Here is a 13,342-nt window from a genome sequence, read left to right on the forward strand (position 1 = left end):
CCGGCTGCATCCACTCGGCGATCGCCGCCCTCGCCCACAGCGGCCCCTCGGGCGGGTGATAGTCCTGAAGCGTAGCGTAGTGCCGGTCCTTGGCCAGGCGCGGCAGCAGCAGGGCCAGGGCATCGAGATAGGCCGAGGTTGCCGGCCGGTTGACGGAAAGGTCGATGACGCCGCTGTCGTCGCTTGGCGCCGACACGAAACCGGGTCCTTCGCCGCCATTGCGGGCAGCCACCGTGGTGCCGCGTCCGGGCCGCGCTTCGAGCAGGCCGCGCTGCTGCAGCGTCGACAGCGCCCGCGTCACCGTGGTGACGTTGATGCCAAGCGCGCGGGCAATCTCGCGCTGCGGCGGCAGTCGGTCTCCAACCGCAAGCGTGCCGGCGGTAATCCGTTCGGCAATAGCGTCGGCAAGGCGCCGGTAGACTGGGCCTTCCTCCGAGGCGAGTTGCAGGTCCTGAAGCATGCGGATTGGCGGTTTCGATGTGTTGAGGCTCTGGCTACCGGCGCATCTAGCATAAGACAATGCTCCGGACAATAGCGCTTGTCCGGGTGCCCGATTCCAAAACTCCGGCTGAAAAATCTCACACAACTTCGAAGAAAGCCGCTTGACGGGCAAACTTGTCTGCATCTATGGTTCTTTAGCGATTGATTGTGTGAGCATACAAGTTTGGTTTGCCGCCTTGCGCGGCCAGCGTCATGCGAGACCGGCACATGGACGGCAAGCACCACCTCGTTCCGACAAGCGGCCATTGCCGGCGTTCAACGGATTTCCGCCCGTGAAGGCCGAAGCGACAGGCATGTCACGCGACAGCGCCGGTCCGCCGAAGGCCAATGCCGGCGGCCGCCTCAAAGCCGACGACCCCAATGGTGGCCAGGGATTTGTCGAGTTTGCCGATGTCGAGAAATCCTATGACGGCCGCACGTTCGCGGTGACACGGCTGAACCTCAGCGTGGCGCGCGGCGAGTTCCTCACCCTTCTCGGCCCCTCTGGTTCGGGCAAGACGACGACGCTCAACATGCTTGCCGGCTTCGAACGGCCGACCAGCGGCGTCATCACGCTTGAGGGCCGGTCGGTCGACAGGCTGCCGCCGTACGAACGCAACATCGGCATGGTGTTCCAGAACTACGCGCTGTTTCCGCACATGAGCGTCGAGGAGAACGTCGCCTTCCCGCTCTCGGTCCGCAAGACCACCAGGGCGGACGTGGCCTCCCGCGTCGGCCGCGCGCTCGACATGGTGCGGCTGCGGCAGTTCGGCGACCGGCGGCCGGCGCAGCTTTCCGGCGGCCAGCAGCAGCGCGTCGCGCTCGCCCGCGCGCTGGTGTTCGAGCCAAGCCTGGTGCTGATGGACGAGCCGCTCGGCGCGCTCGACAAGAAGCTGCGCGAGCACATGCAGATCGAGATCAAGCAGCTGCACACCATGCTCGGCGTCACCATCGTCTATGTCACGCACGACCAGAGCGAGGCGCTGACCATGTCGGACCGCGTTGCCGTGTTCAACAATGGCGGGATTGCCCAGCTCGGTTCGCCTGACGATCTCTACAACACGCCGGAGAGCTCGTTCGTCGCCAGCTTCATCGGCGAGAACAACACGCTGGAAGGCAAGGTCGAGCGCGTCTCCGGCAAGGAGTGCCGCGTCGCGCTGTACGGCGGCGGTTCGGTCGCCGCGCTGGCCATCGGCGTCGCCGAAGGCGCAGCCTGCCATGTCGCCATCCGCCCGGAACGGTTGAAGCTTGCGCCCGCTTCGAACGGAGCAAATGCGTTAGCCGCCACGGTCGAAGGCCGCATCTATCTCGGGGACCACCAGCGTCTTCTGGCCAAGCTGGAAAGCGGCCAGGTGCTGACCGTCAAGGTCGGCCCCGAAGCGACCATGGGCAACGGGGAGCCGGTCACGGTTTCCTGCGCGTCCACCGACTGCCGCGCCTTTCCGGCCGATGCCGGAACGGGCGGTTCCATCTCGAAAACAGGGGAATAAGAACAATGAAAATCACAAAAGCCCGGCTGTTCGCCTTCGCGGCAGCCACAGCATTCATCACCATGGGAAATGCCGCTTTCGCGGAAGAGCTTTCGATCATGGCCAGCGGCGGCGCCTGGCAGGATGCCCAGCGCAAGGCATGGTTCGAGCCGTTCAGCAAGGAAACCGGGATCAAGATCGTCGAGCAGGAATATCTTGGCGATCTTGGCAAGGTCAAAGCGATGGTCGATACCGGCAACGTGCCGATCGATCTGGTGACGGTCGAGACCGCGACCGTGCTGCAGGGTTGCGACGCCGGCATTCTCGAGCGACTCGACTATTCCAGGATCGCCCCCCGTGAAAAGTTCATCGAAGGTTCGGCGCTCGACTGCGGCGTCGGTCTCGACGCCTATGGCGATGTCCTTGCCTATGACCCCAACGTGCTGAAGGAGGCGCCAACCTCGGTCCTCGACATCTTCGACACGACGAAGTTTCCGGGCAAGCGCGCGATGCGCAAGTTTCCGGCACAGAACCTCGAATGGGCACTGATGGCCGACGGGGTCGCGGCGGCCGATGTCTACGAGGTGCTGGCAACCCCCGAAGGCGTCAACCGCGCTTTCAAGAAGCTCGACACCATCAAGCAGGACATCGTCTGGTGGGATGCCGGCGCACAGCCGCCGCAGCTCCTCGCATCCAAGGAAGTAGTGATGACCACCGCCTGGAACGGCCGTATCCAGAACGCCATCGACAAGGACGGGGCGCCGTTCAAGATCGTCTGGAACAACCAGATCCTTGAATATGATATGATCGCCATTCCGAAAGGCGCCAAGAACCCGGATCTGGCCTACAAATACCTTGCCTATATCAGCCAGCCGGAAATCAACGCCAAGCTCGCCAGCTACATCACCTACGGGCCGGTGCGCATCGATGCGGCCTCCTTCGTCGCGCCGGACGCCCTGCCGAAATTGCCGAACGCACCCGACCACATGAGCGCTTACCTGGTCGCCGATACCGAATTCTGGGGCGACTATGGCGAGGATCTGGTCAAGCGCTTCAACGCCTGGCTCGCGCAGTAGGGAAAATGTCGGCGCTCGAGCCCACGAAACTGGACCGGCCGCGGGCAAGCCGCGACTGGTCGGCCGCCGATTCCGGCGCAGCAAAGTCGGTTGCGGCAGCACTTCGCCGCGCCGATCTCGGCGACCGCCTGCGATCGCTGACCTTGGCAGCACCTTTGCTCGTGCTGCTGGCTCTGAGCTTCGGCATCCCGATCGTCCTGTTGCTGTCGCGCGCCGTCTATGATCCGACGATTGCCAACGCACTGCCGCAGACCAGCCAGGCATTGCGCGGCTGGAACGGCACCGGACTGCCCGACGATGCTGCGTTCCTGGCCCTTGCCGTCGATCTCCGCAGCAATCAGGCCAAGGGCACCGCCTACGAACTCGCCAAGAGCCTCAACGCTCGCCTGCCCGGCGCGCGCAGCCAGGTGCTCAAGACGGTGCGTCAACTGGATTCTGCCGACCGGCCGCCGCTGGAGGTGATGAAAGCGGTGCCGTTCTGGTCGGCGCCGGGCACATGGCCGGTCATCGAGAGCGGCACCCATAGCGTGACGTCGTTCTATCTGCTGAGCGCGCTTGACCTGCGCTGGAATGCAGATGGCGGCATCGAAAGAGTGCCACCCGAACAGGCGATCTTCGTGCAGGTGTTCATGCGCACATTTTTGGTCGCCGCAGCCGTGACGCTGGCCACGCTGGTCCTGGGCTTCCCCCTCGCCTATCTCATCGCCTCCGTGCCCAAGGGCCTGGCCGCCATTCTCATCGTTGCGGTGCTGCTGCCGTTCTGGACGTCGATCCTGGTGCGAACCGCGGCCTGGACGGTGCTCCTGCAGAAATTCGGCCTGGTCAACGACCTGCTGCTGTGGCTCGGCGTTGCCGACGACCGGCTCGATTTGATGTACAGCCGCATCGGCCTGATCATCGCCATGACCCACATCCAGCTGCCATTCACCCTGCTGCCGATCTACAGCGTCATGCGCACCATCCAGCCCTCGCAAATGAAGGCTGCCTATTCGCTCGGCGCAAAACCGTTCACCGCGTTCCGCCGCGTCTACCTTCCACAGGTCTTTCCGGGCGTCATGGCCGGCTGCCTGCTCACCTTCATCCTCTGCCTCGGCTACTACATAACGCCGGCACTGATCGGCGGCGCCAGCGACCAGCTGATTAGCAATTTTATCGCCAACTACGTCAATGTCGAACTGAACTGGGAGATGGCGGCGGCGCTCAGCTTCATCCTGCTCGTCTTCACCCTGGCGTTGTTCGGCATCTTCGCCCGCATCCTCGGCCTCGACCGTCTCAAGCTGGTGTAGCCATGCTGTTGTCTCCCTATCCCACGACAGGCGAAAGAATCCGCATCACCCTGCTCTGGCTGTGGTGCGGCATGGTGATTCTGTTCCTCCTCGTCCCGATCCTCATTCCCGTTCCCTTGTCGTTCAACAGCGGCGCCTTCTTCATCTTTCCGCTGGAGGGAATTTCGACGCGCTGGTATGAGGTCGTGCTTGGAACCCATCGCTGGCAAGCAGCCATCGGCAACAGCCTGATCGTTGCGTTCGGGACGACACTGATCGCAACGATATTAGGCACATTGACGGCGATCGCACTTTCCGACGAAAAATTTCCCGGCCGCCGCATCGTCATGCCGCTGCTGTTGTCGCCGCTGATCGTGCCGGTGGTGATCACCGCCGTCGGCTCGTATCTGTTCTACGCGCGCGTCGGCCTCGCCAGCACCTATGCCGGGATCATCCTGGCGCATACCGCGCTCGCCAGCCCGTTCGTCGTCGTCACGGTGGGGGCGAGCCTCTCCGGCTTCGACCGCAATCTGATGCGCGCCGCCGCCATCTCCGGAGCAAGGCCGATCACATCGTTCTTCAGAGTGATGCTGCCGCTGATCCTGCCCGGCGTGCTGTCAGGGGCGGCCTTTGCGTTCGTCACCTCGTTCGACGAGGTCGTCGTGGCGCAGTTCCTGGCCAGCGCCAATCAGCGCACCATGCCGCTCGAGATGTTCATCGGCCTGCGCGAGAAGCTGAGCCCGGCAATCACCGCCGCCGCGACGCTGATGATGGGACTGTCGATCATCCTGCTCATCGTCGCCAATGTTCTGGCCCGCCGTGGCAAGCAGCGACCGCGCATCGACTAGAAGACCGTGCGGCGGTCGGCCCGAGCTTCTATAGGCCTGCCTGCGTCAGGCCCTCTCCATCGGTGATCGATTTCCATAGAAGACGGTCGCGAGCGGGTGGATAGCTGCCGCAGGGGACTGCGATCCCAGGTTTCCCTGCAGCATTCCTTTGCAACACTTTGCGCTCCCCGACGTTCTCCCAAGGCACGCTTCGAAGCCGCGGCGGTTCGGCGATCTGCATCAATGTGACGCTGGAGGACACGCCATGGACATGGGCAACAGGAAGACGCAGTTCAATATCTGGTACTGGATCGTCGCCTTCGTCGGGCTGATGATCTTCCAATATGTCTATACCGCCACCCAGCACGTCGCGCAGATTCCCTACAGCCAGTTTGAAACCCTGCTGCGCGACGGCAAGATCGCCGACGTGCAGGTTTCCGATCGCTTCATCCAGGGCCGCTTCAAGCAGCCGCAGGACGGCAAGCCGCTGTTCATTACCACGCGCGTCGAGCCTAACCTCGCGCGGCAGCTGCAGGAACACGGCGTCACCGTCACTGGCCAGATCGAAAGCACCTTCCTGAGCGACCTGCTCTCCTGGGTCGTCCCGATCCTCGTCTTCTTTGGCTTGTGGATGCTGCTGATGAGACGAATGGCGGGTGGCATGGGCGGTTTGATGCAAATCGGCAGGAGCAAGGCTAGGGTCTATGTCGAGGCCAATACCGGCGTCGGCTTCGACGACGTGGCGGGCGTCGATGAGGCCAAGGCCGAGTTGCAGGAAATCGTGGATTTCTTGAAAAGCCCGCAGGAATACGGCCGTCTTGGAGGGCGCATGCCCAAGGGCGTGCTGCTGGTCGGACCGCCCGGCACCGGCAAGACACTGCTCGCGAAAGCCGTTGCCGGCGAGGCAAAAGTTCCGTTCTTCTCGATCTCGGGCTCGGAATTCGTCGAGATGTTCGTGGGCGTCGGCGCCGCCCGAGTGCGCGACCTGTTCGAGCAGGCACGCGCCAAGGCCCCGGCGATCATCTTCATCGACGAACTCGACGCGCTGGGCCGCGCCCGCGGTGCGGGCCCGACGATGGGCGGCCACGACGAGAAGGAGCAGACGCTCAATCAACTCCTGGTCGAGCTCGACGGTTTCGATCCGAAAATCGGCGTCGTGCTGCTCGCCGCGACGAACCGCCCGGAAATCCTTGACCCGGCACTTCTTCGCGCCGGCCGTTTCGATCGGCAGGTGCTGGTCGATCGCCCGGACAAGCAAGGTCGCGTCCAGATCCTTAAAGTCCACATGAAGAAGGCCAAGCTGGCGGCGGATGTCGATGCCGAAAAAGTCGCCGCGCTGACGCCGGGTTTTACCGGCGCCGATCTCGCCAATTTGGTCAATGAGGCAACCCTGCTCGCCACGCGCCGGAGAGCGGATGTCGTCACGATGGACGATTTCAACAATGCGGTCGAGCGCATCGTGGCCGGGCTCGAGAAGCGCAACCGGCTGTTGAACCCGAGGGAACGCGAGGTCGTCGCCTATCACGAAATGGGCCATGCACTGGTAGCCATGGCGCTGCCCGGCGTCGACCCCGTGCACAAGGTATCGATCATCCCGCGCGGCGTCGGCGCCTTGGGCTACACGATCCAGCGGCCGACCGAGGACCGCTTCCTCATGACCCGCGAGGAACTGGAGAACAAGATGGCGGTGCTGCTCGGCGGCAGGGCGGCCGAGTGGATCGTGTTCGGGCATCTGTCCACGGGGGCCGCCGACGACCTGGCCAAAGTGACCGATATCGCCCGCGCCATGGTGACGCGTTACGGCATGTCGGAAAAGCTCGGCCACGTGGCGCTGGAAAAGGACCAGCGCTCCTTCCTGAGCCCCAACCCACTTGCCGGCGGTCCGCGCGAGCACGATTACGGCGACGCCACCGCCGAGGCCATCGACGAGGAGGTTCGCAGCATCGTCGACACAGCTTTTTCGCGAACCGTCGGGCTCCTCACCGAGCGACGGGACCTGCTGGAAAAGACGGCGCGCAAGCTGCTCGAGATCGAGACGCTCAGCGAGGCCGGGCTCGCATCGCTCGTCGGAAACGCCGCGGCACCGGATCGCACGGCGGCATCCGAACCGCAATCGGGGAAGCGACCGATAAGACGAGGCAAGGCTGCGGCTGCAAATTTTTCGCGCCGGGCCGAGTGATGCATCGCCGATCTCGAGGCCGCCGCCGCGGGTGACCGGTTCCCCAGTGGCATAGTGTCGCTGCCAGTCAGCGAGATGGCCGCCCAGGCAATGATCATTCAACAAGGACCAGCACGGCCTCTCGCACGCCAGGCCGGCGCACAAGGGCGGCCGCCAATCCGCGTCATCGCTTGTTTAGCAAAGGCTGGCAAGGCAGCGTTAGGCGACTGACCCTGGTGTCTGTTTTTCGGATTGGCGTTGCTTCGTCACCCTCCGAACCCGCCAGCTCGGATAAGCCAGGCTGAATGACCGACCCCATTTGCCTCGAATTCGCCCCGATCATCGAAGAGCGGTAGTGATTGCAATGCTGGCGCCATGCGTTGTTTACTGGCTCTTGCAGAGAAAACGAAAGCTCCAATGATCCAGGACAATGCCACGGTCGGCGTCGTGGTGCCGATGTTCAATGCCGAGCGCACGATTCGCGCTACTTTGACCAGCATCTGCCAGCAGGACCATCAGGCGCTGGACATTGTCGTGGTGGATGACGGGTCGACTGACAAGTCCGCCTCGATCGTCGCCTCTTGTGCTGAGAAAGACCGGCGCATACGCCTGATGCGGCAGCCGAACGCCGGTGTTGCGCACGCCCGCAACAGCGGTGCGGCCTCTACCGATGCCGAGTTTCTGGCGTTTGTCGACGCGGATGATCTCTGGGCCCCTTCCAAGATCGCACTGCAACTGCGCGCCCTGCAGGAAGGCGGCTCTTCTGCGGGTCTGGCATATTGCTGGTTTGCCCAAATTGACGAGGTCGGCCGGGTATTCTCACTATACCGACCCGATGCCGATGGCCGCGTTCTGCAACGGATGTGCAGAATGAATTTTGTCGGCAACGGAAGTTCGATGCTGCTGCGTCGCTCCGCATTCGAGCGGGCGGGACAATTCGATCCTTCCCTGAGGGCCAGAAATGCACAAGGCTGCGAGGACCTTCTTATGTGCCTCAGGATAGCGGAAAGTTATGAATTCCGTGTCGTGCCTCAGCACCTGGTGGGCTATCGGATGACGAACGTCAACATGTCGAGCGATGTCATGCAGATGCTTCGTTCATGTGAAATCGTCCTTGCCGAGTATCGCGAAAAATATCCGCAGTTCGGCAGCGATCTCGATGCGCATCTGGTCGATATGATCCATTGGCTTGCCATCAGAGCCTTGGTCGGCGGACGGCTGTTCGCAGCCGGCGACCTGCTGAAGAGATACTTCGTCCTGGAACCGCGCACGGCAATTTCCCGCCTGCCCAACATGATCGACATGTACTGCCGGGCCAGGCTGGTTCCTCGCTGGATGAAGGTTGGAGTGAAACGGATGCGCAACAAGAACGCCGAGTTCCGTCCGCTTTATGAAGAGACCAGCTGGTGAATGTGGGCGCGTTCTATTCGCGCGCTTGCGGCGCCTCATCCGCTTGGCGGCAGCGCCTGCATAGGCCGGGCCGACCATCGTCGGACTTGGTCTGGCTGCGGCGGTTCTCGAAGGTCGCACCTCGTGCTTAAGACCTAAGCGCCGTCTTCGACGAGAGCGGACGGATCAATACTCCTCGGACCCGACGCGCGAAGCTGGCGCGGCGTCGGCGTCTTGAGGGCCGCCTCGACTCGCCTTCGAAGCCACTCCGGAGGAACTGGCTGGCAGATGAAGGTCGGATCGGCGTCGAAAAAACTCCCGGAGGTACAGATGGAATGCGGTGAGGTTGGAACCATGCGCTGTTCAACGGCAAGCAGTCTCGGCACAAAGCGACGCAGCCGCCGTCGCAGGGCTTGTGCGGACGGCTTTGCGAAGACATGAAACAGCGCGGCCGGATCTGTCCATGTTGCATGGACAAGCGGGCCGATGGCCGCGCCCGGCGACGTGCGGGCGGCTTCGGTGCCGTAATACGCTGAGGCCACGCCATCGGACCAACGAAACAAGAAAGACGCTAGCCTGGGATGTCGCGTGCGGACTGTTTCAAGGACGATCCGGTGCGATTTCAGCATGACGACATACCTGGTCGACATGGAAGATAGTGATCGCCGGTAACCAATCAGATACTCGGGAACGACATCATAATCGCAGATCGCGGCAATGTTGAGCTGCATCTGCAAGTCTTCGGCTCCTTGGGCGCCTGCGGCTCTGAGCGACGGGTCGTATCCCCCGGTTGCCGTAAGAACTGATCGCCTGACTAGCGGTGAACTTGCATTGCCGATAAAATTCTCAACCAGCAGCCAGTTGTGGACGTCCCCGCGAGCGAGAGTTGGCGGGGAGCATTCGATCACCCAATCATCATCATCGATGACGCGATACCATGCGTAGACAAGGCCGAGAGACGGCCGCGACTGAAAGAGGCTGTGCTGCTTTTCCAGCTTTGTCGGGTGCCACACATCATCCGCATCAAGTGGCGCTATAAATTCACCCTTCGCCGCATGAATTGCCAGGTTTCTGGCGACAGCAACCCCTTGGTTCTGCTGTCTCAGAAGAGAAATACGCGGATCACTGGTTGCAAATGCCTCGACGATCTCAGCGGTCCGGTCGGTCGACCCGTCATCGACCACTATGATCTCTAGCTGTTTTAAAGTTTGCGAGGCGGCCGACTGAAGGGTGTGTCGGATGGTCTTTTCCGCGTTGTAGGCAGGAATGATGACGGAAACTGCGGGTTGCATATCGAAAAAAAGCCTGCTTTTGATGAAGGTGAAAGAAAGACGGGAGCGCCACCGGCCCAAATACTAGCATGCTCGAGCGGGAGAGTATCAAGCCGCCTCTCCCTACGGCTACTTCAACGTCTGAGAATTCGCCCGGTCATTCGCACTTACGGCGGCGACATGTGCTAATATGCTGGTTTTAATCCGCCCAAACTGTGGATGCCTTTCATGCTTCCTTTCATTTCGCTCACATCCGTGCCCGTGGCCTCATGGGCTTATTGCCATCAGCTATATGCTTGAATACCCACATGTATCGCGCTTCTGCCGATCGAGATGGCATCCGCGATCGGACATGAGCGCGGTTTTTACCGTTCCTGCGGCGGGAGACCGATGGTGATCCCGCGAGTTCTCCTGCAGCTTGGTCGGCTGGTGCGGCGTCGAAGCCTGCGCCGTGCTCCCATCATACTGATGTACCATCGCGTTGCAGACGTCGCCGTCGATCCGTGGAGCCTGGCCGTCCATCCGGCGAGGTTCGACGAACAAATCGAAGCGCTGACGCGGAGCCGGCGGGTGGTGCATTTGCATGAGCTGTTTGATGTCATCGCACGGGGAAAGCCAGGCAAACCGCTTGCGGTTGTCACGTTTGATGACGGCTATCACGACGTCTACAGCAACGCTCGCCCGATCCTGCAGCGTCATGACTGCCCGATGACGCTGTTTGTTGCGACCGGAGCAATCGGAAGCGGCAGGGAATTCTGGTGGGATGCGCTCACGCGCATCTGTCTTGAGACGCCTGAACTGCCTGAACAACTCGACATCACGATCGAGGGAGGCAGGCATCACTGGCTTATCCCAAAGATGGTGGATCAGGCCGGCCGTGACAAAGTCTACCGGGAGGTATGGTCGGTGCTCCGAACGCTGCCGTATGAGCGTCAGAACGCACACGTCGAAGACATTGCGAAATGGGCGGGCGTTGGTCTCGACGCCAGGCCAGAGCACTGCATTATGACTCCCGCCGAAGTTGATGACATCAATGATGACCTGATCACGATCGGCGGTCATACTGTCAGTCATCCCACGCTTCCGGCCCATTCCTTCGCGACCCAGCTTCGCGAGATCGTCGACGGCCGTTCGGCCTGTGAGCAAATGACCGGAAAACGCGTCCTTTCTTTTGCATATCCATTCGGAGATCATGACGCTCTGTCGGTATCTGCCGTCAGGGAAGCGGGATTTGAGTTCGCATGCACGACGCGCGCCGGGTGCGTTGCGCCCAAGGCAGACGTGCTGCGTTTACCTCGATTGTATGTCGGCAACTGGTCAGGGGACGAATTCTTGCGAAAAATCGAGGATAATCTGTTCTGATGAACGCACAGCAGACTACCATTATCACGCCTCGACGCGGTTGGTTTGACCTCGATTTCTGGCACCTGTGGCGCTATCGCGATCTGCTGCTCCTGTTCGCGATGCGCGACATCAAAGTCCGCTACAAGCAGACCTTGCTTGGTCCGGCTTGGCTGATCCTGCAGCCCCTCGCGCTTACCGCAGCCTTGACCACCGCCATCAGCGGTATCGCGGGCATTTCAACCGGTGGCCATCCGGCGCCAATCTTTTATCTGACGGCACTGGTGCTGTGGTCGTATTTTTCCCAAGTCGTCTCCACCGCGAGCCAGGTCTTCATTGCTAACGGTCATCTCTTCAGCAAGATCTACTTCCCGCGACTTGTCGTTCCCGTGTCGTCGCTGCTGTCGAACGGTGTGGCCCTGGCGATCCAGCTTGGCGTCGCATTTGCCTTCTTGCTCTGGTACCAACTGACAGGAAAAGTGGACGGGTTGTCGTGGCGCCTCGCGTTCTTTCCGCTGGTGATCATCCAGGTCGCGGCCTTCTCGTTGGCTGTTGGGCTTTGTCTAGGGGCGTCGACCGCGAAGTACCGCGATACAGCTCATATGACTCCGTTCTTGATTCAGATCTGGCTGTTCGTGACGCCGATCATCTTTCCTTTTTCGGCTATTCCCGAGCAGTACCGAACGCTGACCGGATTTCTGAATCCGCTCGCTGTCATAATTGATGAAGGGCGCTGGTGCTTCTTCGGCACCTCGGCAGTCGGTGCGCCACAAATCGCTGCAGCGCTTGTCACGACCTCGGTTGTGCTGTTCATCGGCATCGTGATCTTTCAACGCGTCGAACGAACGGCCATGGACATGCTGTGAAGAGCAATAACAACCCTTGCGGCCCCGTAGAAGGTCGCCTTTCGTCGGCCGCCGCGCATTCTGCACAATGGGCACGACGCCGATGCCATTGATCTCCGTCATCACGCCTTTCCTCAATGTCGAGCGGTTTCTTCCGGACGCGATCGAAAGCGTGCGCGCGCAAACCTTCACCGACTGGGAAATGCTTCTCATTGACGACGGTTCATTCGACGGCAGCGTTGCAATCGCGGTGGCTGCAGCAACCGGCGATCCGCGAATCCGTTTCATTCGATCGAACGGCCAGCGTCGCGGCGCCGCCGCGGCGCGCAATGCCGGAATCGCGGCCGCGTCGGGCATGTTCTTCACGTTCCTGGATGGCGACGATATATTTGAGCCGGAAAAATTCGAGACGGAACTTGCGATCTTTGATGCGCATCCTCGCGCCAAGGTCCTTTACGGACCGACCCTGTGGTGGTTCCCCGAAGAGCCGCACAGGAACTGGACCGACTCGATGCCACGCCAATCGGACCGTCTGCACATGCCGCCCGACCTGCTCGACCAGGTCATCGTGCGCCAGCGGGCTCATGTGCCGTGCATCTGCTCGATCATGGTTCGCCGCGAAGCTTTGGTAGCGGTGGGCGGCTTCGATGAGGCGTTCGAGCTCTACGAAGACCAGACCCTTCTAGTGAAGCTGCTGTTGCGCTATCCGGTGTTCGTGACATCCACGCCCACCGGCCGATACAGGCAGCACCTCGATTCGACATCGGCCAAAGCGACTGCTTCCGGCATCTACGATCGACTGCGCCCGCATGCGGCTCGCATTGGCTTCCTCGAATGGGTTGAGATGCATGCGTCGGCCTCGGGATTGATGACGCCGAAGTTGCAGCGGGCGCTCCGCTTCGCATTTGCGCGCTATCCAGCCCAGCGTCGGCCCCTGACACTTCGCGATAGATTTGACCTCGCCATCGACGCCGGACGCCGGTTCGCTCGGCGGCTGACGCCACGTCGCATCCTGTCGAAGGTGTTCGGGCTGCTGACGAGAGCACGGAGGTAGTGGCCGGGACCGGTGGCGCGGATTGGATCGCGACCGAGCCTGAGACTTCTGATATTAACGATACCGTTCTACGTGAATGACAAGTCGCATCGCCTCGCTGGGAGCGACGTGCTAAAACTGACGAGTCTCCAGCATTTCTGTGCCAAAATTCTGTTTGTGAGGCCTAA

At 61.5% G+C, this 13,342-nt stretch carries 11 protein-coding genes; 9 read left to right on the plus strand and 2 right to left on the minus strand.

The window, feature by feature from the left end:
* The coding region (locus AC0L2V_RS18580) for a GntR family transcriptional regulator (protein WP_473520859.1) at nt 1–460 on the minus strand (460 nt) is incomplete at its 3' end.
* A 334-nt stretch (nt 461–794) separates the two neighbouring features.
* Between AC0L2V_RS18580 and AC0L2V_RS18585 the strand changes: the two genes are divergently transcribed.
* The 6 genes from AC0L2V_RS18585 to AC0L2V_RS18610 all read left to right on the plus strand — a co-directional run bounded on the left by AC0L2V_RS18585 (nt 795) and on the right by AC0L2V_RS18610 (nt 8,685).
* Complete coding sequence (locus AC0L2V_RS18585; RefSeq protein WP_473510506.1) at nt 795–1,970, plus strand: ABC transporter ATP-binding protein; 1,176 nt, start codon at nt 795–797, stop codon at nt 1,968–1,970.
* A 5-nt stretch (nt 1,971–1,975) separates the two neighbouring features.
* Nucleotides 1,976–3,025: an ABC transporter substrate-binding protein gene (locus AC0L2V_RS18590; RefSeq protein WP_287223577.1), complete on the plus strand. Its 1,050-nt coding sequence runs from the start codon at nt 1,976–1,978 to the stop codon at nt 3,023–3,025.
* 5 nt (nt 3,026–3,030) lie between these two features.
* Nucleotides 3,031–4,311, plus strand: a complete 1,281-nt coding sequence (locus AC0L2V_RS18595) for an ABC transporter permease (protein WP_473520860.1) — start codon at nt 3,031–3,033, stop codon at nt 4,309–4,311.
* Nucleotides 4,312–4,313: 2 nt separating this feature from the next.
* The gene (locus AC0L2V_RS18600; protein WP_473520861.1) at nt 4,314–5,138 is read left to right on the plus strand and encodes an ABC transporter permease; all 825 of its coding nucleotides are present in this window, start codon (nt 4,314–4,316) and stop codon (nt 5,136–5,138) included.
* Between the two features lie 244 nt (nt 5,139–5,382).
* Complete coding sequence (gene ftsH, locus AC0L2V_RS18605) at nt 5,383–7,296, plus strand: ATP-dependent zinc metalloprotease FtsH (RefSeq protein ID WP_473520862.1); 1,914 nt, start codon at nt 5,383–5,385, stop codon at nt 7,294–7,296.
* A 396-nt stretch (nt 7,297–7,692) separates the two neighbouring features.
* Entirely contained in the window at nt 7,693–8,685 is a 993-nt protein-coding gene (locus AC0L2V_RS18610) for a glycosyltransferase family 2 protein (protein WP_473520863.1), read from the plus strand.
* Between the two features lie 134 nt (nt 8,686–8,819).
* Here AC0L2V_RS18610 and AC0L2V_RS18615 read toward each other — a convergent pair whose 3' ends face one another.
* The gene (locus AC0L2V_RS18615) at nt 8,820–9,956 is read right to left on the minus strand and encodes a glycosyltransferase family 2 protein (RefSeq protein ID WP_473520864.1); all 1,137 of its coding nucleotides are present in this window, start codon (nt 9,954–9,956) and stop codon (nt 8,820–8,822) included.
* A gap of 369 nt (nt 9,957–10,325) precedes the next feature.
* On the opposite strand from AC0L2V_RS18615, the gene AC0L2V_RS18620 reads away from it, so the two are divergent.
* The 3 genes from AC0L2V_RS18620 (at nt 10,326) to AC0L2V_RS18630 (ending at nt 13,175) form a co-directional block, all read left to right on the plus strand.
* The gene (locus tag AC0L2V_RS18620; protein ID WP_473510493.1) at nt 10,326–11,297 is read left to right on the plus strand and encodes a polysaccharide deacetylase family protein; all 972 of its coding nucleotides are present in this window, start codon (nt 10,326–10,328) and stop codon (nt 11,295–11,297) included.
* Nucleotides 11,297–12,142 (plus strand): ABC transporter permease, encoded by an 846-nt coding sequence (locus AC0L2V_RS18625; protein WP_473510491.1) that lies wholly within the window; start codon nt 11,297–11,299, stop codon nt 12,140–12,142. Before AC0L2V_RS18620 ends, AC0L2V_RS18625 begins: the two co-directional genes overlap by 1 nt.
* Before the next feature lie 82 nt (nt 12,143–12,224).
* A complete protein-coding gene (locus tag AC0L2V_RS18630; protein WP_473510490.1) occupies nt 12,225–13,175 on the plus strand; it encodes a glycosyltransferase family 2 protein in 951 nt (316 codons plus the stop codon).
* Nucleotides 13,176–13,342 lie beyond the last annotated feature (167 nt).

Source organism: Mesorhizobium sp. WSM4814 (assembly GCF_055811595.1).

Coding starts and splice junctions, on each gene's coding strand:
- AC0L2V_RS18590 (WP_287223577.1), top strand. CDS start 1,976: ATGAAAATCACAAAAGCCCGGCTGTTCGCCTTCGCGGCAGCCACAGCA.
- AC0L2V_RS18625 (WP_473510491.1), top strand. CDS start 11,297: ATGAACGCACAGCAGACTACCATTATCACGCCTCGACGCGGTTGGTTT.
- AC0L2V_RS18620 (WP_473510493.1), top strand. CDS start 10,326: ATGGTGATCCCGCGAGTTCTCCTGCAGCTTGGTCGGCTGGTGCGGCGT.
- AC0L2V_RS18585 (WP_473510506.1), top strand. CDS start 795: ATGTCACGCGACAGCGCCGGTCCGCCGAAGGCCAATGCCGGCGGCCGC.
- AC0L2V_RS18630 (WP_473510490.1), top strand. CDS start 12,225: ATGCCATTGATCTCCGTCATCACGCCTTTCCTCAATGTCGAGCGGTTT.
- AC0L2V_RS18595 (WP_473520860.1), top strand. CDS start 3,031: ATGTCGGCGCTCGAGCCCACGAAACTGGACCGGCCGCGGGCAAGCCGC.
- AC0L2V_RS18615 (WP_473520864.1), bottom strand. CDS start 9,956: ATGCAACCCGCAGTTTCCGTCATCATTCCTGCCTACAACGCGGAAAAG.
- AC0L2V_RS18610 (WP_473520863.1), top strand. CDS start 7,693: ATGATCCAGGACAATGCCACGGTCGGCGTCGTGGTGCCGATGTTCAAT.
- AC0L2V_RS18600 (WP_473520861.1), top strand. CDS start 4,314: ATGCTGTTGTCTCCCTATCCCACGACAGGCGAAAGAATCCGCATCACC.
- ftsH (WP_473520862.1), top strand. CDS start 5,383: ATGGACATGGGCAACAGGAAGACGCAGTTCAATATCTGGTACTGGATC.